The sequence below is a fragment of the Microbacterium flavescens genome (assembly GCF_018588945.1).
GTDB lineage: Bacteria > Actinomycetota > Actinomycetes > Actinomycetales > Microbacteriaceae > Microbacterium > Microbacterium flavescens.
Window position 1 is genome coordinate 246,989 of record NZ_JAFIWA010000001.1, and the last position, 20,814, is coordinate 267,802.

The 20,814-nt window shown below is 66.9% G+C and carries 19 protein-coding genes; 5 read left to right on the top strand and 14 right to left on the bottom strand.

The window, feature by feature from the left end:
* Window positions 1-23: 23 nt before the first annotated feature.
* From dprA to JX005_RS01235, 14 genes are all read right to left on the bottom strand, one after another.
* Complete coding sequence (gene dprA, locus JX005_RS01170) at window positions 24-1,022, bottom strand: DNA-processing protein DprA (RefSeq protein ID WP_214465576.1); 999 nt, start codon at window positions 1,020-1,022, stop codon at window positions 24-26.
* Window positions 1,023-1,067: 45 nt separating this feature from the next.
* Window positions 1,068-2,543 (bottom strand): putative type IV secretion/conjugal transfer ATPase, encoded by a 1,476-nt coding sequence (locus JX005_RS01175; protein ID WP_214465577.1) that lies wholly within the window; start codon window positions 2,541-2,543, stop codon window positions 1,068-1,070.
* The gene (locus tag JX005_RS01180; protein WP_214465578.1) at window positions 2,543-3,304 is read right to left on the bottom strand and encodes a hypothetical protein; all 762 of its coding nucleotides are present in this window, start codon (window positions 3,302-3,304) and stop codon (window positions 2,543-2,545) included. The genes JX005_RS01175 and JX005_RS01180 overlap by 1 nt, the downstream gene beginning before the upstream one ends.
* A 36-nt stretch (window positions 3,305-3,340) precedes the next feature.
* Entirely contained in the window at window positions 3,341-4,804 is a 1,464-nt protein-coding gene (locus JX005_RS01185; RefSeq protein ID WP_214465579.1) for an SCO6880 family protein, read from the bottom strand.
* Window positions 4,801-6,114, bottom strand: a complete 1,314-nt coding sequence (locus tag JX005_RS01190) for a TrbL/VirB6 family protein (RefSeq protein ID WP_214465580.1) — start codon at window positions 6,112-6,114, stop codon at window positions 4,801-4,803. Before JX005_RS01190 ends, JX005_RS01185 begins: the two co-directional genes overlap by 4 nt.
* Before the next feature lie 26 nt (window positions 6,115-6,140).
* The gene (locus tag JX005_RS01195) at window positions 6,141-6,410 is read right to left on the bottom strand and encodes a DUF6112 family protein (RefSeq protein ID WP_214465581.1); all 270 of its coding nucleotides are present in this window, start codon (window positions 6,408-6,410) and stop codon (window positions 6,141-6,143) included.
* A gap of 72 nt (window positions 6,411-6,482) precedes the next feature.
* Window positions 6,483-6,755, bottom strand: coding sequence for a DUF6112 family protein (locus JX005_RS01200; RefSeq protein ID WP_372447303.1), 273 nt, complete (start codon window positions 6,753-6,755; stop codon window positions 6,483-6,485).
* Window positions 6,752-7,975: a M23 family metallopeptidase gene (locus JX005_RS01205; protein WP_307858468.1), complete on the bottom strand. Its 1,224-nt coding sequence runs from the start codon at window positions 7,973-7,975 to the stop codon at window positions 6,752-6,754. The genes JX005_RS01200 and JX005_RS01205 overlap by 4 nt, the downstream gene beginning before the upstream one ends.
* On the bottom strand, window positions 7,920-8,537 hold the full coding sequence (locus tag JX005_RS01210; RefSeq protein WP_246533388.1) for a hypothetical protein: 618 nt from the start codon (window positions 8,535-8,537) through the stop codon (window positions 7,920-7,922). Before JX005_RS01210 ends, JX005_RS01205 begins: the two co-directional genes overlap by 56 nt.
* Before the next feature lie 105 nt (window positions 8,538-8,642).
* Window positions 8,643-9,698 (bottom strand): ParB N-terminal domain-containing protein, encoded by a 1,056-nt coding sequence (locus JX005_RS01215; RefSeq protein WP_214465583.1) that lies wholly within the window; start codon window positions 9,696-9,698, stop codon window positions 8,643-8,645.
* Window positions 9,695-10,516 carry a hypothetical protein gene (locus tag JX005_RS01220; protein ID WP_214465584.1) on the bottom strand — a complete coding sequence of 274 codons (822 nt, stop codon included), beginning with the start codon at window positions 10,514-10,516 and terminating at the stop codon, window positions 9,695-9,697. Before JX005_RS01220 ends, JX005_RS01215 begins: the two co-directional genes overlap by 4 nt.
* 469 nt (window positions 10,517-10,985) lie before the next feature.
* Window positions 10,986-11,636 carry a DUF2637 domain-containing protein gene (locus JX005_RS01225; RefSeq protein WP_246533389.1) on the bottom strand — a complete coding sequence of 217 codons (651 nt, stop codon included), beginning with the start codon at window positions 11,634-11,636 and terminating at the stop codon, window positions 10,986-10,988.
* A complete protein-coding gene (locus JX005_RS01230) occupies window positions 11,633-12,505 on the bottom strand; it encodes a bifunctional DNA primase/polymerase (RefSeq protein ID WP_214465585.1) in 873 nt (290 codons plus the stop codon). Before JX005_RS01230 ends, JX005_RS01225 begins: the two co-directional genes overlap by 4 nt.
* Before the next feature lie 17 nt (window positions 12,506-12,522).
* Complete coding sequence (locus JX005_RS01235) at window positions 12,523-13,638, bottom strand: ArdC-like ssDNA-binding domain-containing protein (RefSeq protein WP_307858485.1); 1,116 nt, start codon at window positions 13,636-13,638, stop codon at window positions 12,523-12,525.
* Window positions 13,639-13,991: 353 nt separating this feature from the next.
* Here JX005_RS01235 and JX005_RS01240 point away from each other — a divergent pair, with 353 nt between their 5' ends.
* The 5 genes from JX005_RS01240 (at window position 13,992) to mobF (ending at window position 20,691) form a co-directional block, all read left to right on the top strand.
* Entirely contained in the window at window positions 13,992-14,414 is a 423-nt protein-coding gene (locus JX005_RS01240) for a hypothetical protein (RefSeq protein WP_214465587.1), read from the top strand.
* 95 nt (window positions 14,415-14,509) lie between these two features.
* A complete protein-coding gene (locus JX005_RS01245) occupies window positions 14,510-14,944 on the top strand; it encodes a hypothetical protein (protein WP_246533391.1) in 435 nt (144 codons plus the stop codon).
* Complete coding sequence (locus JX005_RS01250; RefSeq protein WP_214465589.1) at window positions 14,941-15,906, top strand: DUF6545 domain-containing protein; 966 nt, start codon at window positions 14,941-14,943, stop codon at window positions 15,904-15,906. The genes JX005_RS01245 and JX005_RS01250 overlap by 4 nt, the downstream gene beginning before the upstream one ends.
* A 46-nt stretch (window positions 15,907-15,952) precedes the next feature.
* Window positions 15,953-17,098 carry an alpha/beta hydrolase gene (locus JX005_RS01255; RefSeq protein WP_307858469.1) on the top strand — a complete coding sequence of 382 codons (1,146 nt, stop codon included), beginning with the start codon at window positions 15,953-15,955 and terminating at the stop codon, window positions 17,096-17,098.
* Between the two features lie 131 nt (window positions 17,099-17,229).
* Window positions 17,230-20,691, top strand: a complete 3,462-nt coding sequence (gene mobF, locus JX005_RS01260; protein ID WP_214465591.1) for a MobF family relaxase — start codon at window positions 17,230-17,232, stop codon at window positions 20,689-20,691.
* The last annotated feature ends 123 nt before the right edge of the window (window positions 20,692-20,814 follow it).

The window sequence follows — 20,814 nt, forward strand, 5'->3', positions numbered from 1 at the left end:
CGTCACCGAACGCGAGTGCTCCATCAGAGGCTGATGTCGGGTTCGAGGCGGCGCGGGCGACCCGGAGATGAGGAGAAGTCGACGAAACGATCCGGGCTCGTCGTGTTCGTGGAGTCGAGAAGGTCGGTCGCGTCTCGCGCGTCGGTGACGATGGTCGCGATCCCTTCCTGCAGGAGCCGGTGGCAACCGGCGCTCGCAGCGCTCGTCACGGGTCCGGGTACGGCGCCGATCGGTCTTCCCAGCGAGTGTGCTTGCCCTGCCACGTTGAGCGAGCCGGATCTATACCCGGCTTCGACCACTACGGTGGCGCCGGCGAGGGCGGCGAGAAGTCGGTTGCGCTGCAGAAATCTCCAGCGGGTGGGTGCAGATCCCGGGGGCAGCTCGCTGACGAGCAGACCGCCGGACTCCTTGATTCGGTCGAACAGGGGCTGGTTGCCGACCGGGTACAGCCGGTCGAGACCCGTCGCGAGTACCGCGACGGTGGCACCTGGATGCGCTGCCATCGCCGCCTGGTGGGCGGCCCCATCTATGCCGTAGGCGCCACCCGAGATGATGATCCGCCCCTGGGAGGCGAGGTCAGCGGCGAGTTCAGTGGCAACGTGCTCTCCGTAGCTGGTGGCGGCGCGCGCTCCGATGAGTGCGATCCGGTTGGCGGTCGCGCCTTCGAGCCTGCTCGGCCGGCCGCTCAGCCAGAGCGCGATCGGTGAATGAGTGCCGAGCTGCTGCAGTTCCGCGGGCCAGTTCAGATCTTCGACGGTCAGGACGGTGAGGTCGCGACGATTCATGTCCTCCCGGATGCGGTCCCCGTGCCCGGGGTCGAGGCGGGGTGCGAGCCGGCGCCGCCATAGACCGGCTTCCGCGGGGTCGATCGCCCCCGGCAGCGGCCCGCTGGCGCTCACGAGCGCGAGGGTTTCGACGGCCCCCACTCTGGCGATGAGAGCGCCGGTCACGGCGTCGCCGGGTTCGGAAGCCGCGGCCAGGGTGATGCGGGCGAGTCGGTCTTCGGAGAACGAGTCGGCCATGATGCCTCCTTTTGTGTTGAACAGGTGCGTGGGTCGCACCCGCGGCTATCCCGTCATGCGGGCGGTGGTGTCGAAGACGGCGAGTTCGTCCGGGTGCATCTGGTGCTGCACGACGAAGCTGCGGTCCTTCACCCGCCAGAGACCCTGACCGGTGCCGAGGGCCGGGAGAAGGTTCATCTCGGTGCGGGTCAGACCGAGTGCAGCCCCGGTTGCGCCGAGCTGATCGGGTTCCTGCCGATACACGATGCGCGTCTCGGCGTTGGCCAGGAGCGATGAGGCGAGGGCGCGCATCGCTGAACCGGAGTCGCCGACGTTGTCGAGGTCGGAGAGCTTGTGAAAGATGAGCATGTTCGCGATCCCGTAATGACGTGCGAGCCGCCATTGGGCATCCATGCGCCGCAAAAGCGAGGGGTAAGCCATGAGCCGCCACGCTTCGTCGTAGATCACCCAGCGCTGCCCGCCGGCGGGGTCGGCCAGTGCCGACTCCATCCATGCTGACGAGCAGGTCATCAGGACTGAGATGAGGGTGGAGTTCTCGGCCACCCGCGACAGATCGAGCGACACCATCGGCAGGGACGGATCGAATCGTACGGTGGACGGCCCGTCGAAAAGGCCGGCGAGGTCGCCCGCCACGAGGCGCCGGAGGGCGTGCCCCACGAGCCGGCCGTCCTCGGCCAAGCGGTCGTCACGTCCCGCGGCGGGGGCGGGGGAAAGGATCCGCTCGACGACCATGGGCAGGATGGGCACATCCGCACTGCGTACGACGTCGGTGAGGGCAAGGTCGATCGCGGTGTGCTCCAGTGGCGTGAGCGAACGCTCGAGCACCGTCTCGGCAAGAGCGCCGATCAGGTCTCGTCGACGGGCCGCGATCTGCGCGGCCCACTCCGCGTCGGACAGCGAGGATGCCCGGAGTCCTTCATCGAGCGGGTTCAGACGGTTGCGGAGCCCGTGGCCGAGGATGATCGCTCGGCCGCCGACAGCTTCAGCGACCGCGGTGTGCTCACCCTTGGGGTCGCCGGGGACATACACTCGTCGACCGAACGGAAGCGAGCGAGTGTAGAGCGACTTGGCGAGCGAGGACTTGCCCGATCCCACGATCCCGGCGAGCACCACATTCGGGGCGGTGATCAGCCCACGCTGGTAGAGCACCCACGGGTCGTAGACGAATGAGCCTCCGGAGTAGAGGTCTTGTCCGATGAAGACCCCGGCCGAGCCCAGGCCCGCTTCGGCGAGGAATGGGTAGTGCCCCGCCAGCGTGGCCGAGGTGTCCTGATGCTTGGGCAGGCGCAGCCGACCGGGCGTACGCAAGGCGGCGCGACCGGGCTCGCCGGAGGCGGGCAGGTACGCGGATGCTCGCGCCTCGGCCCGCTCGAGGGCCAATTGGTTCTTCGCCTCGCGCGCACCCGCCCTGCGCGCATCGGTCTGGAGCCGGGCGACCACGCGTTCGCGACCGCGACGGTCCCGGCGATGCTCCTCGCGCGGATTGATCAGCGTCGTCGCGTGAAGATGCTCGTCGCCCATCACAATGACAGGCTCCGCACGTGGTCCTTCAGACCGGGCCGCGGTGACGCGAACCACGCCGGAACGAACCACGACGTGCTCGATGCCACCGGGGTCTGAACCGACTCGACCGGGCGGTGCTCGACGGCATCCCGCTGATCGCGCCGCAGCAAGCTGACGTAACCCAACGTCCCGTTGTACTTCAGCGCGTATCCCATCTCGTGGTCTTCGGCGACCACATCCGTCGGACACGTCGGGATCCCCTCATAGACGTAGCCGTTGACGAGCGCGGCCTCGGTGGTCTCGTCCCCGCGATCCCACTGCACAAGATGACTGATCGCGGACACAGCACCGTGCTGGTGGATGAGCCCGAGCATCTGGTCTGCGTCCGCGCCCTGCAGGAAGACGACGCTCACCCAGCGCTCAGTGCGGGATGCCGGCATCCACATCACTTGTCCCGCGTCCTTGGATGCCTGATCGATGGCTCCCTCGGCGGCGTCGAGCAGCTCGCGCGCGCGAGTGAGAGCCCATGCCGCACTGTCCGACGTTCGCCCGCCAAGTGTCGCGTCGCCATCATCGGTGCGAGCACTCCCGCGATGGTGCATGTGTGCACGGGCGAGCTGATCGGTGATCTGGGCGAGCGATCGGACCGTGCTGAGAACCTCGCCGATCAACGGGTAGAGATCAGCCGGGTCGTCGATCACGATCGTCGAGTGCGCGAGGTCGCGCATCCCGCTCGAGGCGTGCGCAGCGACGCGGTGGGCGTCTTCGTTTCGTTCCATGACCTTGTCCTGTCCACTCGATTCAGCCGGTACGTGTCATGCCGGTCGGCAGAGGGGGAGCGCGGCAGCGGTGAACGCCTGCGCCTGCTGGCCGACGAGTCTCCGGGCCTCGCACGATGCTTGGATCGCGGCTTGTTCGACCGAGGCGACGGCGACGTCCAGTTCCGCGTGTGTCGCCGCCGAGATGCTGACGAGGCCGATGGCGCGCAGCACGCCGTGACCGGCGGTGAGGTCGGCCTCTTGCTGCAGTACGTCGTCGAACTCGGCGGTGGCCGCGGCATCCTCGATCTGTCCGATGCGTCGCCGTTGGTGCGCGTCGCTGATCAGCTCCGTCTTCTTTCGACGGATGTCGCGTGCCGCGTGATCGGAACGCACCGGGATGTAGTGCAGCGCGAACGTGCGGAGGACGCCGTTGGAGAGCACGAGCGGAGAGAGGAAGCCCGGGAAGACCTGCGAGCGGGGCCACTCGCTGATCCACAGCACCGTGTGGTGCGCCGTGTCGGTGCGCAGGCCCTCCCAGCTCTCCGCGACGGCGAGCGGCCCGGCATCCGAGAGGACACGTCCGGTGGGCGGATGCCGCTCCAGATCGAGACTCGCCGCCGGATCGTACGCCGACCTCAGGATGACGGCGAGGTCGCTCGGGTCGAGCCAGTCCCCGATGCCAAGGTCAGCGGCTCGAAGCGCTGAGGTGAGCGCGGTCATCTCCTGTCGGAGGACGCTTGCCGCGCCGCGCATGCCGCCACCGCTCGCGCGGATTTGCCGTGCCGCCGCCGTCATGTCCAGAGCGATGCTGACGGTGGTCGCGTGCCTTTCGCCGGCGGGTCCCGCGCGCTCGATGAGCTCGCGATAGGTCGCGGCGGCCCAACTGTCGTCATCGACGCCGTGGTGATGCCACCAGTCTTCCAGCCCCGTCCCCGCGTCGAGGAGCGTGCGTTCGGATACCTGCAGCCGTGAGATGCGGCCGGATCGACAGCATCCCGCGAGCACGCGACCCCACCCTGCTACCCGGCGGTGCTGCTCGGCCGGATCGAGGAGAACGAAGGCCGGGTGGGATATCGCGAGGACCGCGGTGAGCGTCTGCAGGTGGGGGTCGTGGATCATCACCGCACCCGATTCGGCATCGAGCCATTCGCGGAGGGAGGCCGCATCCCCGGGGAGAGCGAGTGTCCCGACCGGGCGTGGACGCTCGACCCGTTTGCGGTAGCTGAGCTGCCCGAAGACCACGCGATGCGCCCACCGGTAGAGGATGGGCGTCCACTCGACGATCTTTCGGCCGCCCACGCCGACGGTCGCGACCAGGAGTGCCGATCCCCAGAGCGGCGCCGTCCACATCACCGCGCCCGCGCCGGACGTGTAGAGCGACACAACGACGGTCAGCAGGGCGATCGAGACGGCAATGAGCTGAGGAAGGGAGAGGCCGAGGAGGATGCCGCGACGGGTCAGGCGAGAGAACTGAACCGCCCCCAACTCGAACGCTGAGCTCGGATCTGGTCGAGTCACGGCCTGGGTCCTCCTTGACGTTCGGGCAGCCGCGCGGGCGGGCGGGGCGCGGATGACGCATGCGAGGGCGCGGCGCCCACCGCGGGCGCGTCATGCAGATTGCCGACCGCACGATTTGTTGGCAGGGGAGCAGTCGCACCGGCGCCGTCGATCGGGGCATCCGCCGTCCGAGCGACCGCGCCGCCCACTTTCGGCCCGGCAGTCGCTGCCCCGTGAACCACAACCGCGCCGGCGACGATGCCGGAGCCGACCGCGCCCGCCGTCGTTGCCCCGCCCGCGGCAGGGGCGGCGCTGGATGCTGCGCCACCGCCGGTAGCGGAGGCACCGCCTTTCCCGGCAGCACCCAAGATCTTCGCCGCGCTGTCCGCCATCGGTGCGGTCGGAACAGGGACGGGCCGGTTGAGGGAGGACTTCGCCTCCTGCTCGCTGGACATCGCGTGGTACATGTCGAAGCCGACGAAGCTGAGGAACTTGTACGTGATGTAGGGCGCGAACGCGGCGATGAACATCAGCACGATGCCGGCGATCGGGTCGCTGATCGACGCCAGGTCCGCATCGATGGGGGCAGACACCTGGGCGACAGCTACCAGGAAGATGACGACCAGGACGAGCTTTGACAAGATCAGCGCCACGACGAACGCGGCCCATTTCCCGAACCACCCCTTCGTCGTGTCCCATGCGGCGCCGGCGAGGGCGATCGGGCCGAAGACGATCGCAACCAGGAGAAGTGCCTTGCGGATCAGGAGCGAGAACCACACGATGGCGGCGGCGCTGATCGCCAGACCCGCCAGGAAGATCGTGACGATCGCGCCGACACCTGGCGTCGCGATATTGATCGCGGCAAGTCCCGCGACCAGAAGGGCGATCCGGTCGCCGATGCCGGCCATGGTGTTGCCGGTCGCTTGAACGATACCGACCGCGAGCTGGTCCGTGATCTCGAGAAGCAGGCCGGTGAGCGAGATGACGACGAAGGATCCCAGGATCGCCTTGGCCAGTCCGAGACCCGCTCGGGAGAGGGCACCCGGGTCGCGTCGCACGAGCCCCGTGATGAGTTGCAGGCAGAAGAAGATGAGTGTGACGAACACGGCCACACCGAACAGCACGTTGAACACATCGACATACCCGGGGGCACTGATGTCGACGAAGGTCGTGCTGTCGAACGCGCTCCAGACTGCTTCGAACAGCCAGGCGGCCGCAGAACCCATCGCGTAGGCGAGCCAGTCGAACGGCGCGGCGATGAGCGAGGCGGTGCTGTCGCCGACCGCGTCGCAGACGGTGGCGATCACTGGAACTTCGCAGACGCTGCTCATCGCACGCCCCTCGATCGCGGATCAGCTCAGACCGTCTGTCCGACGCCCCAGAAGAAGTTGACGAGCGTGACTGCGGCGCCGCAGACGATCGCGGCACCGCAGGCGACGAGCACGCCCGTCTTTCCGCGCGAGGCCAGGTGGGGGTTGGACGAGTTGGCGCCGAAGCCCCAGACGACCGCCGCGACGATGAGGGCGAGCACAGCGAGCACGAGGCCGATGGTCATCGCGGCGCCGACGATGACACGAAGCTGCTCGATGCCAGGAAGCCCTGTGCCGTTCGGGTCGATGTCGATCACGATGCGCTCCTCGGTTGACGGAATGGGTGTCGCAAGAGAGGAGCGCCAGTGCTACCTGACGTAGCGGGACCGCTACAGGCTGGCGCCGACGTCGAGGAGGAAGTTCACCAGGGCGACTCCCGCACCGGCCAGTGCGGCGGTTCCGCACGCTAGCCAGACGCCCATCCGGGCGCGAGAAGCGGTCTGGTAGTTGCCGTTGCTGGCCGCCAACGCCCACGCGACGGCGCAGACGACAAGCATGAGTACCGAGGTGATGAGGGCGAACATCATGAGCGCGCCAACGATCTCGCGCAGTTGGGCGGCGCCGCCCACGGCTCCGAAGTCGGGGAACACGTCCATGGTCATCCTTTGGATGCGATGCAGCCGGCGGGAACAACACCCGCACCCGTGAGGCCCTCGGCGCCGTGTTCGGCGAGCCATTCGACGGCATTTACCGATGGGGATGCTTCCCCTCCTGGGTGGATCTCGAGGTGCAGGTGCGCGCCCGACGACCGCCCGGACGAGCCCACGTCTGCGATGTGCTGGCCGGCCGCGACCGTACTGCCGACTGCGACGTGCACGCCGTCATCCCACATGTGCGCGTAGTACGACGCGACGCGTTCACCACCGACGGTGTGCTCGAGGATGATCAGATTGCCGTAGCCGCCGCGGTGGCCGGTGAAGGTGACGACACCGTCAGCGATCGCGAGGATTGGGGTCCAGCCCGGGGCGGCGAGATCGCTGCCCTCGTGGAAGGTGCGTTTGCCGGTGAACGGGTCGGTGCGCCACCCGTAGCTGGAGGTGTCGGTGTAGCTGTTCGCAGTGAGAGGGAACACCACCCGCGTCGTCTCGGGCACCAGGACGCCACCGCCATCACCCGCCGTCGATGGTGCACGGGTCAGTCCCTGCAGAATCGCCTCCGCGACGGGTTGATAGTTCTGGTAGCGGTCCGGGTACGCGCTGACTTCGACGGACTGAGCGGCGACGCCCGGGTCGAGCGACTGCCATCCGGCGAGATCGAGCAGGCCCCGTGGCGATCCACCGTTAGGGCCGCTCGGCCCTCCGTAAAAGGCTCGCGCCTGGTAGATCGAATCCATCAAGTCGGCGACGCCGCCCCAGCCCGCGGCCGGCCGCATCTGGAAGATGCCGAGCGAGTCGTGGTCCGAGCCATCGCCGTCGTTGGGATAGGTCATCGATTCCGGGTAGGTCGCCGAGTTGGCGAGCATCCGAAGTGTCGACTCGGTGAGCCCGGCCATCAGCGCGACGAGGACGCCGGCGCGACCGACACCGGGTGTCTGCGCGCCGACTGTGATGATCGACGCCGCATGCGTCAGCTGCTGTCTGTTCAGGGTGACGGTGTGGCCGTCTCGGGTTCGGGTGGTCAGTGACTCGGGGATCGTGCCGATGAGCAGGTTGGAGACGGTGCAGGACGTGATGGCTGGGCTCATGATTGTCGCTACCGTGACGAGCCCGACGGAAGGCACGGCGAGGACGAGGACGAGAACGATGCCGAAGAGCTTCGCCATCGCATCACCCGAGCGGCTCGTCCAGGCGCGAGAGTCGAAGTAGCCGACAGTCCTCGGCACGCGGACACGCGATGAAGACAGTGAACGTCACGGCGCTTTCGGTGGTCGTAGGCTGGTCGGCCCATGTGCCGGCGCGATGCCGTGTGCCGGCGATCGTGTACGCGATCGCCCCAGGCGGAAGCTGCCCCGGCGCGGCTTGCGCGACAGCAGTCGCCCAAGAGTCCGGAACGCGTACGGAGCCGATCGTGAGCCACTGCCGGGTGCCATACGTGCTGATCTGCTCCCACTGCTCCGGCGAGGGCAGATACGCGCGAACGTCGGACGCCAGCCCCGCAACCTCCTCGTCATCCCCGACGTCGATGAGTACCTGCGCCCATTCGGAGGGTCCTGCAGAACTCCGGGTGTCCCAGGTGAAGAGCCGGGCTGCAACAGTCCGGGCGAACACCTCGGAGTGCGGGGAGGGCGCAAGCGGCCGCGGCTCTGCTACGGGTGCGGTGGTCGGCGCAATGGTGTCCGAGCTGGTTGGCGTCGCCGAGTTCCGCGTTGCGGACGGTCCTCGAAGAAGGCCATAGACCCCGACGCCGACGAGCAGGGCCAAGATGCCGATGACTGAGATGGTCATGGCCACAATCGTTCGGCGGCGGCGCACAGCGTTCATTTGGTATCCCGTCGAGTCGTACCGCAAGGAGTCGAGGGAAAGGTGCGCGCGCACACCCGCGGGAACGATTCAGCCGACGCGTCGCTCGACGGTTGATGCGTCTCGGCGAAGTTCACGAACCCGAGCAGCGAACGCGATCGTCCCGTCAAGAGTCTGCTCGAACCGATGCCATTCGTCGTCGGTGAGACCGGAAGCGATCACCGACGGGTCGTAGGTGTCCCACCAGTCGGCAAGGTCGTCCCAGGTGAAGACGAATCGCTTCAGCTCGGCGGGTATGGGGCGCCGAGCGAGGCTGATCGCGGGCCGATCGACCTGGGTGCGGCCGAGCGCCTTGATCGCGAACTGCCGGGGGTCTTCACCCCAGGATGGCTCGTTGCCTTCCCGGATCTGCGTCGCAGCCTCGGCGGCGGCGGTCCGCGTATCGGGCGACCGATCGGTCGAGTCCGCCACAGCGTCGAGCTCTGCCAGAATCTGAGTCCCGCTCACTCTGCGGAAGGCCGGCAAGACCGGGGCCCCGCCTTCGATGGCGGCGAGTTCAGCCTTCGCTCGATCACGGATCTCAACGGTGACGGTCTCGTCTGAGGCGATCTCCTGCAACCGACCGATGCGCTCGAGCGTGGTGAACGAGCGGCGTCCCGTGACGAGCAGTGCGGCCTGGGTTCGAGTGTCTCCGTCGTTCCTCTTGGCCGGTGCCGTTAGCGTAACGGCACCGCTCGGACCAGTGGCTTCGGCGCTGGCTCCGAAGCGAGACGAGCTCTGGCGCCGCGCGGCATCCTCGACCAGCAGTGCCTTGCTCTCTCGGTAGAGCGCAGCCGCTTCGGTCGGTGACAGCGGCTTGTGGAGTGCGTTGTCGTCCTGCTCGGCCAGGAGCTGCGTGAGTCGATCCGAGATGCCGGCCCTTACCCAGACATTGACCGTTCGGACGCCGAGCTGACGCAGCGCGGCGAGTCGTCGGGCGCCGCACACGAGCACGCCTTCCGGTGTAACGGTGATGGGCTGCAGCAATCCTCGGTGGTCGATCGAGTCGGCAAGGGCGTCGATGTCGCCCAGGTCGAGGCGGTGCCGCGATCCGACGCGGATGGAGTCGACGGATCTTTCAAGCTCGATGTGGCCTTGTTGCTTCATGATCGTCGGCAGGGCAGATTTCTGAGGAGGTCCGCAAGGAGGCGATCGTCGTGCAGAAGGGCTTCCAGTGACTCCCCCACCAAGAGACGCAGAAGGATTCCGCGGCCGGCCGCCGTGTGCTCCTGAGCGGGATCGGGGCAACCGAGCAGTGCACGGAGCATTGCCCGCCATGAGGTCTGGCGGAGGTCGAGAAGCGCTCGAGCAGCGTGGTCGCGCCGGAGCTGCTCAAAGGCGGATGCGCGAGAGGTAGCGTCGGCGAGCCGAGCACAGATGTACTCCACTCCGGCGCGAGCCGTGTCGGCCGGCCAACCGACGAGGTTGAGCAGCGCGATCGTGTCCTCGACCGCCGACTCGACCAGCGAGGATCGGTCGTCATACTCGTCGTCCGGAGGGTCGACTCGGAACGCGGGGTGATAGTCGACGAGCGCATTCTCGCGGTCGCTGAATCGCTCCGCGTCATGGAACACTGAGTACCGCGGCCGGCGGGCCTGGTGGACGGAGCACATGAGTCCCCGTGCCCGCTCCTCGGCGACGCATGTGACCTGCACAGCCCGCGTGACGATGGCCCAGGGATCCTCGGCACGACGCGTGGATGCCCCGCGCATGGCATCGAACGCGAATCCGGCCGCTTCCCAGGGATCCAGTCCGTGTTTGCGCGCGAGCGCCGCATATCTGCGCGCCGCGTAGGTCATCAGCTGTGCGACTTCTGGATCGGACTGCCATGAGGAGCCCTCGCTGCCGCTGATTCGTTCGAGGACTGCGCGCAGGCCTTCCGAGTCCTCATACGTGAGCTCGCGCTCCCTGATCGAATCTTGCATCGATGCACCTCCTGTTGAAGAGGTGCGCGCCGCGTCCTCCGCACGGCCGACCGACCATTGGCTGGAGTCCGAATACATCTCGTCACCTCGATCCGAGTGCCTCGTGCCCGCTGCGCGGACGGCTCCGACCGAACGCATCGAGCGGTGGCAGCGATGAGCTGCGATCACGGATCGCGCGGCGCGTGACATCCGCGGGGTGTCGCAGGCGACGCGCGAGCTCCGCCTCGAAGTCGATGCCGCGGCCCGCGACTCGGCCGGCGCCGGAGCTGATGAGGTCAGAGATGCGGACCCATGCGACTCCGCGGTCAGACAGCATCCCGCGAGGCGCCTGCGCCTGCCCTTCGGCTGTATGGAGAATACGGCGATGCGCGTCGTGCTCAAGGCCTTCCGGCATCCGATCGGTCGGCCGATCGCCGATCGGCTCCCGACCCCCGTCCGCTCCCTCGTCGACATATCGGTCGTCCATGGCTCAGCCCCCTTCTGGTAGTTCGCTCTGCGGTTGCGGTCCAGCCACGTGGTCTCGAAGCCATCTGCCGACGGTCGAGGGGTGCACGCCGAGGTGTCGGGCGATCGCTCGGTTCGACCAACCCGATGCGTGCAGCTCCACGGCGCCCACCGGTCCAGCGCTGGAATCTGTCGGGGGCGTGGAGTCGACGTCGAGCGTCATTTCGGCCTTGAGGGGCACGCTCGCCGGCGAGAGCGCCGGCACAGATGCGTGCCGAGTCAGCACCGAAGTGAGATGTGTGATCGCGAGCAGGACGAGCGGAGGGATCGCGGCGACTGCGGCTGCCAGCACGAGCGGCACCTCGGATGTCGCGGTTACGACAGCATGCAGGGCATTGCCGGTGACCGAGATCACGGCGCCCGCGAAGAGCAGCATCCACGGGTACCACGCACCCCGTGATCCACCGAGAACGACCACGGCCACGGTCGCGACGACGATGATCCCATCGACGATCAGTGGCCAGGCCCATGCTTGCTCGCCGCCCAAGCCGGATCGCCGTGCGAGGTCGGCCAGCGACGTGAACGACAACCAGAAGGCTCCGGCCGCGATGAATACTGTCCCGACGACCGCGGTCAGCATCGCGAGCCGGATCCCGCCTGGTCCAGTTCGGTTCATCGGAGCCTCCTCGGCCCGCTGCATGACGCGGACGGAGGGGTGTGATTCGTGGCTCGCGGAGCCGTGCCGTCGCGGCGGGCGGAGTGTGTGTGGCGGCACGCCGAGGAGACGGTGCGCTCGACTTCCTGCGCGTCCAGTCCGATGCGCTCTGCAGCTGGACCGAGAACTTCGACGATGGCCTCTGCGATCACGCCCGATTCGCTCAATCGGCACGCGGCCCAGAACAGCCCGTGGTTGCGCTCGCCCTCCCGCAGCCTCGCCATCCACACAGCGAGATCTTCGCCGCTGACTGCGCCGGCCGCGGCGCGTTCCTGCCGGACTGGCCGGGGATCGAGGAACTCTCGCAGTGCGGCGGCGTCGATCGGCTGCGCGGGCGCGGACGAAAGTGAGAAGGGGCGATAGGCGGCTACTCCGCTCTGCACCACGGCGACCGAAGGGGGCACGATCACGTAGCCGCCGTCGCCGCGGAAGTCGATGTGAGCGCCCGCTGCTTGCCAGCATCGTTGCGAGTCTGGCCCCGTAGAGGGGAAGTAGATATGCATGCCGCCCGACGGTGTGCGAACGCGCGCAATCTCGCCTTCCAAGAGACCCTCGTCGACGGCGCGGTGGAGCATAGGGAAGCCGGAGGTCTCGCCTTTGACATCGACATCGACGACGTCAATGCCCGAGAGTCTTCCCGTCGGCATCCCGATATTCGCTTGAGGCCAGCGTCGCCACCAATCGGAAGCCGCGTTGATGTCGCGAGTGGCGTCGAGATAGCCGGCGCGAGTCAGCGGTCGTTTGCCGCCGGCTTCACAAGGGAAGATCGGCAGGCCCGCCGCAGCGAACTCATACGCGGCCTCGCGAGTGCCGAGGCGAGCGACCGTCATGAGCACATCGGCAATGCTCATGACAGCCCCCGCGCTCCGACGTGCAGCGCGCCGCGTCGACTCGGTGGCCGGGTAGCACCCGCACGAGAGAGATCTGCGGCGGGCCCCGAGCGATCCAAACCGGGCGGATTTCCCGCGCCGACCTGTTCGGTCGGAAGGGCGTCCAGGATGGCAACTGCTGCACGCCGTACGCGTTCCCCGGTCCGCTGCACGACGGCCACGGCACTTGCATCGGGGACCGTCGTCGCCCACCCGGCGACGTACGGCACCGTGTAGTCGCGAGTGTCCATGCCGTGGGCCGCCGCGATCATGAGTGCAACCGACTCGGCCTCCACCTCGCCGATACCGCGATGCGTGAGCCCAGGGTGATCCGGCCCATGCAGTCGGATATGGGCGAGCTCATGCGCCAGCGTTTTCGTCCTGGCTGCGGCATCCATGTCTTCTCGAATGCTCACACGCTGGCTGACGAAGTCGGTCTGGCCGTTTGCGCCGTCGATCCGAGTCGCATCAGCCACGAGTGACACCCTGAACCCCTCGTGCTCGATCAACCCCGCGAGTCCATCCCACAGGCCTGGAGGAGCTGCGCCCTGGAGCAGCTGGGGGCGGGGCTGCTCGGGAATCGGCGCGCCGCTCGTCTGGGCGACGTCCCACACGTAGGCCGGCCGAGCACCGACCACTCCTGAGCGCACGGCCTCGCCTGGTCGAGGGCGCTCGCGCAGTTCGAGTCGGCGCCAGGACGAGGCATCCATCGGTGTAGACGTCGCGAATCGCGCAGTCCTGGGGGCGAGAATCATGTAACCGTGTTGACCCGCGATGACCCTGCGCCCGAGGTCCTCCCACTGCTTGAAGCCTGCGAGGTACGTCGGCATCGGCTCCGACACAGTGCCGGCTTCGAACGCGGCGCTGTGCTGCGCCCAGATCAGCAGTGTGTTGTTGAAAGACCGCGAGCGGAAGTTGGCCGCGAACTCGAGTGCGCGCTTCCAGTCGTCGCTGTCGATGAGGGCTTCGACGGATTGCACGAGTCGGTCGTGCAACTGGCTGAGCCTGGATTCGGAATCGGACCTTGTCGACTGGTCGGACACGGCGTTCACCTTCCCTAGTGACGGCGCGCCGCGATGCGCGCTACGTGACACGTAGGTGCTCCATGGGGAGCAGAAGAGGCACTCCGTCAGACCGCACCGCCGTGGCGGGGTCATCAGAATGGGGGAGTGCAAGCTCTGGTCGTTCGGCAGATGGCCGAGCGACGCGCTCTGAGTGCCGGCGGGTGGCCGACGCACTGGTGGATCGAATCCGGTCCTGGGTCGCCTCCAATTGAGCATGCTCAAATGCTCGCCTGCTCCTGGTCTAGCACCATTGGTTGAGCATGCGCAATACCTTGTGTTGATCATGCGCAACGAGTAGTTTGATCATGCCCAACCAATGGGCTGCGTTATCAATCGAGCGACGATGCCTTGCCTGCCCGAGGGCGATGGGTGGTCCAGTAGACATGACAGAAGACGAAAACGGAGCGGCGGCGGCCGATCTTGCGAGGCGCCTCAGACTCCTGCTGGATGTCTCCATAGCGGAGTCCGGCGCCGAACCGACGTATGCGCAGATTGCGTCGTTCCTCGAGGCGCGGGGAGCGAACCTCTCGCGATCGCGTTGGACGTACATGGTGAACGGGCACCGTTACGTGAGAGATCCCCTCATCGTCGACGGATTGGCGGCGTTCTTCGACGTCGATGCGCCGTTCCTTCTGGGTGAGGAGGGGGCACCGATCCCCGAGAAGGTTCACGCGCAGCTCGATCTTGTCCGCTCGATGCGCGCCGCGAAGGTGAAGTCGTATGCTGCGCGCACACTGGGCGATGTTTCACCGAAGGCGTTGCAAGCGATCAGCAAGTTCCTGGATGACGACATGACACAAACCTGAGCAGCGCCCACGCCGGTCCTCGCCGCGCCGACCGCGCGCATGCTCCCGGAAGGGAGTGATGACACGTGAATATCGAACGGACTGTCTCTACAGCCATGGAAGATCTCGCGCTCGGCAGCGCCTTCACTTTCGATGATTTGGTCAGCGTCCTTCAAGAACGTCGTCGAAGGACTCTTCGAGTAGTCGAACTGGCTGACCTCGGCGAGCAAGACGGGATCTGCGCCCTGTGGTTCGTGAAGGAAAGCGAGGACATCGTCATCCACGCCCCAACCGAGTCGCTCCTGCACCGCCAGCAGTTCGTCCTGCATGAGTTCGCGCACATGCTCCTGGGCCATGGTGACGACGAGGACTTCTCCAACGACGATTCATTGCTTCCCGACATTCCTCCGCACACTCGTCGACGCCTTCTGGCGAGGAAGGATCTGGACAGCGAGAGCGAGATCGCCGCCGAGTCGCTCGCTGATCATTTGGCAGCCGCTATCAGAGGGTCGGCGTTCGCGGAGTCTCGCTATCTGGAGATATTCGGATGATCCAGCCGATCATCGCGGCGCTGATGTGGGTGCTGGTGATCAGCCTGCTCGTCCTTCGCCGCCGGCGAGCAGAACGCAGCATCACCTATGCGGCGACCACGATCGCGATCGCCATGACCCTCGGCATTGACGCCGTGTACGTGGCGGTCGACGCGGCACTAGGCGGCTCGAACATCGGGACCCTGATCGCGGATGCCGCGCTTATGGTCGGATTGTTCTTCCTCGGCCGGGGCATCATGAAAGTCGCCGAGTATCACCCGCTTCCTGTGCGCATCGCACTGGGGCCGATCACGCTGGTCACCGCGCTCGTGGGCATCGTGGTTTCGTTCGCGCTCATCGATCGCGGGTCGACCACCACCAACTTCATGCTCGACCTCGGAGCGCAGCCGGCGGCGGCCGCTTACTCGATCATCCAGTTCACGTACTTCGGAGTCGTGATTACGGCCATGGCAGCGGTCGCGATCCGCCAATATCGGCTTCGCAGCGGCATCCAGCGGCTTCCCGCTGCCTCACTCATCATCGGCGCCCTGCTCGGGGTGGCGCTGAGCATCGTCGTCATCGTGATGGATATCGCACACCTCGCCGGGAACCTGAAGCTGATGCTGGGGGTCGGGACCCTCTATTACCCTCTGTTCTTGCTCACGTTCGCCTTCCTCTGCGTCGGCCTGGCCGGTCAGCCGTTTCTGCGCTACATGGCTGAAAGGAGGCGACTGGCGCGCACGCGAGACTACGTGGAGCAGCTCTCGCCGATGTGGGATGCCGCGAACCGAGTCCGCCCAGGGTTAAGCCAGCGCGGCCCGACGACCGTCCGGCCGGAGGACCCGGAGACGGTGCTGCACCGCGAGGTCGTCGAGATTCGGGACGCGATGATCGATCCCCGAGTGACGTTCGATCCGACGATCGATGACCGCCAGCTACTGGAACGCGCGGAGGCGCATCTGCTTGGCTCGGAGGCGCGGTGAGTCAGTCTCATCGCGGAAGAGAGGGGCGGGCCGAGAGGTGCAGTCGGTGAGAGTGCTGGCGTGGACGATCAGCGCTGCGGCCGTTTCTGCGATCGGCCTCGGCGGACTGATCGCACGCCGGCTGACCGCGCCACCGTCGGCTCGACGCTTCGATCTGACGGTTCGCGATGTCGAGCAGGAGGACGCCGCCGTCCTCATCGTGCTCGACCGCACACGGCAGACGACGGCTCCGGGCCGGTACTTCTTGCTGTTCGAGGCGAATGGCTGGGCGCAGCTCTCCGAGCAAGTCATCGATCGTGGGCCGGACAGGGTCGCGCGTCGGCTCACGGGAATGTCACCCGGACTCGCCCCGTCACGCGGCGATCGAGTGTCGTGGAGCGGGATCTTCTTCTCGACTCCAGCAGCGGCCGGGCTCGCGGCATTGGACGTTCAGGTCTCGACACCCGCGGGTTTGGCGCCTGCGTGGCTCATTGACGGCGATGGGGACAGCGCGACGACCTGGGCAATCCACATTCATGGGATGGGCAGCCCTCGCTCGGGCACCCTTCGCGCAGCGCGTCTCACCGCTGGTCTCGGCTACACCTCGCTGGTCGTGAGCTACCGGAACGACGATGAGGGTCCGCTCGTCGGATCAGGGCGATCGATGCTCGGCGCGACGGAGGCCCAAGACGTCGATGCAGCCGTGCAATTTGCACTCGACCATGGAGCCCGACGAATCGTGCTCTTCGGCTGGTCCATGGGGGCTGCGATCGCAATGCAGCTCGTCGCCGGTGCAACGCGCCGAGGGCAGGTCGATGCCCTCGTCCTCGAGTCACCCGTCCTCGATTGGGTCGCGACGCTCAGGGCGAACTGCGTTCGTGCCGGCCTACCAGCATCGGCTGCACTGCTCGCCGTGCCCTGGCTCACACTCGCTCCGCTCTCGCGGGCGATCGGACTCCCCACCCCAGTTCCCCTCCGCGCGCTCGACTGGATAGCGCGGGCCCACGAGCTCAAGACTCCGACGCTCGTCATGCACGGCACCCGCGATGATTCCGCGCCCCTGAGCGTCGCGCGTTCGTTCGCCGGGTTGCTTCCCGACACCGTTCAGCTCGAAGAATTCGATGCCGCTCACACGATGACCTGGAATTCCGACTCCGACCGTTGGCAGACCGTGGTTTCGTCCTGGCTGAAGGCTCAGTTGCCGCTCGACTGAGGCGAAGCGCAGCGTCCGTGAGGTCCGGTTTGATCCCGAGGCAGCCCGCTATCAGTAGGTGCCACGCCTCTTGCAGATCGAGGATGCGCACCTCCTCCGTGAGGAGCGGAGGTGCCGCGGTGACTGTCTCGATGCGGGTCATGAGCGCAGGCGATGGGTACAAGTACTTCCTCCGCACCGTCGCCGCTGGAGACGGAGCCCGGTCGCTCTCGACTCCACTGACTCGGTACTACAGCGAAGCGGGCACCCCGCCGGGCCAATGGGTGGGGGCCGGCGTCGCCTCGCTGGCAAGCACCATCAATGTTGGCGACACCGTCACCGAGTCCCAGCTGCAGCTGCTGATCGGGATGGGGCGGCATCCCGTCACGGGGGATCCGTTGGGACGCGCATATCCCCAGTATGGGAACGCTCGCGACGAAGATGAGGCGCCGGCATCCCATCAACGAGCGGTCGCCGGCTTCGACTTCACCTTCTCCATCCCGAAGTCGGCGAGCGTGTTGTGGGGTGTTGCAGACGCAACCACGCAAGCGCTCATCGTCAACTCACATCACCGCGCTGTCGCGCACGTTGTTGCCTACATGGAGCGCGAGGTTGCAGCCACGCGTACCGGTGCGACAGCCGGGGACGGGGCGGTTGCACAGGTGAGCGTCAAAGGGATCATCGCAACAGCCTTCGATCACTTCGACAGTCGCGCGGGCGATCCCCATCTGCACACTCACGTCGTCGTGAGCAACAAGGTGCAGACCGGGCTCGACGACAAGTGGCGCTCGCTCGACGGTCGACCGCTGCATGCGGCGGTGGTTGCGCTCTCGGAGTTGCACGAAGCGATCTTCACCGACGAGCTGACCCGTGCGATCGGCGTGCGATGGGAGCCGCGAGATCGCGGCCGTGACCGAAACCCGGCGTGGTCGATCTCTGCTGTCCCCGAGGAACTCATCGCCCACTTCTCGACGCGATCGCAGGCGATCGACGATGAGACCGACCGGCTGATCGACTCGTTCGTCACGGCGCACGGACATCGCCCGAACCCGGCCACCATCATGAAGCTGCGCGCGCAGGCGACTCTCGCTACTCGCCCCGAGAAGCAGGTCCACTCGCTCGCTGACCTCAGCGCGGGATGGCGGCAACGTGCGACGCAGGTGCTCGGCAGCGATGCGACACGATGGGCCGAATTGGTCGCTACGCAAAGCGATTCGCAAATTCCTCCGATGCACGCTACCGACCTCTCCCTCGACGCCATCGCCACTCTCGGCGAGAACGTCATGGCTGCCGTCGCCGAGAAGCGCACAACCTGGCGGCACTGGAATCTCATCGCCGAGGCTGCGCGCCAGACAATGCCGATGCGCTTCGTCTCGGCATCCAATCGCGAGACGGCTGTCGAGCTCGTCGCCGCAGCCGCCGAGAACGCATCGCTCCGACTCTCGCCGCCGGAGATGGCCGAGAGTCCCCTCGCGTTCCAGCGTTCCGACGGTTCGTCTGTCTTCCGAGCCCGGCGAAGTGCTGTCTACACAGCCCGACTCCTGCTCGATGCGGAGTCCCGCATCCTTGACCGGGCTCGCGACATGAGTGCGCCCCGTCTGACCCCCGCATGGTCATCCAGATCTCGCAGGCAAATTGGCGATGAGGCACTATCGCCCGATCAGGTCGCGGCGTTGAGCCAGATCGCGAACTCCGGACGCACGGTTGATCTGCTTGTCGGCGCCGCCGGCACCGGCAAGACCTCTGCCATGCGCGCATTGCGCGATTCCTGGGAGGCGGTCTACGGCAACGGATCCGTCGTGGGTCTCGCGCCGTCAGCCGCGGCTGCACATGTCCTCGCCGAAGACCTGGGGATTCCGACCGAGAACACCGCGAAATGGTGGACGAATCACCTGACTCGGGGGGAGAGGTTCTCGCGTGGTCAGCTCGTCATTGTCGACGAGGCCTCGCTCGCGGGCACCCTCTCGTTGGATCGCATCACGAGCCTCGCCGAGGATGCCGGCGCCAAGGTGCTCCTCGTCGGCGATCATGCCCAGCTCCAGGCTGTGGAAGCGGGCGGAGCCTTCGCCCTACTCGTCAGTGACCGTGACGACGTGCCCGAGCTCATCGATGTGCACCGATTCAGGCACGCATGGGAGAAGCAAGCATCCGTCCAGCTGAGGGACGGCGACATCGACGTGGTCGAGATCTACGCGGAGCATGACCGGCTGGCGGATGGCGAATCTGAGGAAATGATCGGCGCGGCCTACCTCGCCTGGCGCAAGGACGTTCGTCGCGGAAAGTCGAGCATCCTCGTGGCCGACTCGAATGAGGCTGTCTCGGTGCTGAACGTGCGCGCGCGAGCGGAGCGCATCGTCGACGGTGACATCTCCGGAACCACAGAGGTCGCACTGCGCGCCGGTACCGCCGCTGCGGCAGGCGACATCGTTCTCACTCGGCGGAACGAGCGGAATCTGCGAACCGGCCGCTCATGGGTTCGCAACGGTGACAGATGGAGGGTCATTGACGTCCTCCGCGACGGACGGATGCTGGTCCGTCGCGCCGATCGACCTGCGGGTCAGGCGATCATGTTGCCAGCGGCCTATGTCGCAGAGCACGTCGATCTGGGATACGCGATCACCGCGCACCGCGCCCAGGGAATCACGACAGACACCGCTCACGTCGTGGCGCGGTCGGGGATGACGCGGGAGAGCTTATATGTCGCGATGACCCGCGGGCGGGAGTCCAACATCGCCTACGTCGCCGTCGATCGTCCTGAGATCGCGCACACCGGGCCGCACCCCGGCGACCCGTCCGATGCGAACGCACAGACCATCCTGCGGGGCGTGCTCAACCACGTCGGCGCCGAGCTATCCGCACACCAGACGATGGCCGTCGAGCAGGACCGCTGGGGGAGCATCGCCCAGCTCGCCGCCGAATACGAGACGATTGCGGCCAATGCGCAGCACGATCGCTGGTTGTCGCTGGTTCAAAGTTCGGGGCTGTCGACTGCGGACGTGGCGGCGGTCGTGGGCTCTGATGCGTTCGGGCCCCTGACAGCCGGTCTCAGGCGTGCCGAGGCCCGCCATCACGATGTCGATCTCCTGCTCCGCGCGCTCGTCGGTGCGCGAAGCCTCGCCGGTGCGGGGGATATCGCGGCGGTGCTCCTCTCGAGGCTCGACAAGGCGATCGCTCACGAGACAACGCGTGGCATGGGAAGGAAGGCTCCGCGCTTCATTGCTGGACTCATTCCCGATGCCCGCGGTGCGATGACGTCAGAAATGCGTCGCGCCTTGGATGAGAGACGCGGGCTCATGGAGCGTCGCGCGCAACAACTCGTCGAGAGGGCCCTTCGAGGCGGCGAGTCGTGGGTCGCGACCCTGGGCGTGGAACCGGACGGAGCGAGCCGGTCGGCATGGCGGCGTCAGGCTCGCGTTGTCGCTGCGTATCGCGACCGGTATGGCATCACCGGTCAGACTCCCTTGGGGCCCGCGCCGGTGACGACCGCTCAGGAGCGCGACGCAGTCCAGGCACGCATGGCCATGGGTGCAGCCCGGCGGTTGGCCCGCGACGAGCATGGCGAGAATCTCGGATCGCGGGGGAGCGCTCGCAACCTGAGTGCGCCGCGCAGGTAGGCCTGTTGCATGTCGTCGCCCGGTTCTACACTCGGCAGTAGGCAATCTCATATGCGCCGTCGCTCGTGGCGATGGCACGACGGCCCTCCGGCCAGTCCTTCCAGGTTCTCGTTGCCGAACGTA

Bases quoted from the DNA above. Each gene is read 5' to 3' on its own strand.
- dprA (WP_214465576.1), bottom strand. From the start codon at position 1,022: ATGGCCGACTCGTTCTCCGAAGACCGACTCGCCCGCATCACCCTGGCC.
- JX005_RS01175 (WP_214465577.1), bottom strand. From the start codon at position 2,543: ATGGGCGACGAGCATCTTCACGCGACGACGCTGATCAATCCGCGCGAG.
- JX005_RS01180 (WP_214465578.1), bottom strand. From the start codon at position 3,304: ATGGAACGAAACGAAGACGCCCACCGCGTCGCTGCGCACGCCTCGAGC.
- JX005_RS01190 (WP_214465580.1), bottom strand. From the start codon at position 6,114: ATGAGCAGCGTCTGCGAAGTTCCAGTGATCGCCACCGTCTGCGACGCG.
- JX005_RS01200 (WP_372447303.1), bottom strand. From the start codon at position 6,755: ATGACCATGGACGTGTTCCCCGACTTCGGAGCCGTGGGCGGCGCCGCC.
- JX005_RS01210 (WP_246533388.1), bottom strand. From the start codon at position 8,537: ATGACCATCTCAGTCATCGGCATCTTGGCCCTGCTCGTCGGCGTCGGG.
- JX005_RS01215 (WP_214465583.1), bottom strand. From the start codon at position 9,698: ATGAAGCAACAAGGCCACATCGAGCTTGAAAGATCCGTCGACTCCATC.
- JX005_RS01220 (WP_214465584.1), bottom strand. From the start codon at position 10,516: ATGCAAGATTCGATCAGGGAGCGCGAGCTCACGTATGAGGACTCGGAA.
- JX005_RS01225 (WP_246533389.1), bottom strand. From the start codon at position 11,636: ATGAACCGAACTGGACCAGGCGGGATCCGGCTCGCGATGCTGACCGCG.
- JX005_RS01230 (WP_214465585.1), bottom strand. From the start codon at position 12,505: ATGACGGTCGCTCGCCTCGGCACTCGCGAGGCCGCGTATGAGTTCGCT.
- JX005_RS01240 (WP_214465587.1), top strand. From the start codon at position 13,992: ATGACAGAAGACGAAAACGGAGCGGCGGCGGCCGATCTTGCGAGGCGC.
- JX005_RS01245 (WP_246533391.1), top strand. From the start codon at position 14,510: ATGGAAGATCTCGCGCTCGGCAGCGCCTTCACTTTCGATGATTTGGTC.
- JX005_RS01250 (WP_214465589.1), top strand. From the start codon at position 14,941: ATGATCCAGCCGATCATCGCGGCGCTGATGTGGGTGCTGGTGATCAGC.
- mobF (WP_214465591.1), top strand. From the start codon at position 17,230: ATGCGGGTCATGAGCGCAGGCGATGGGTACAAGTACTTCCTCCGCACC.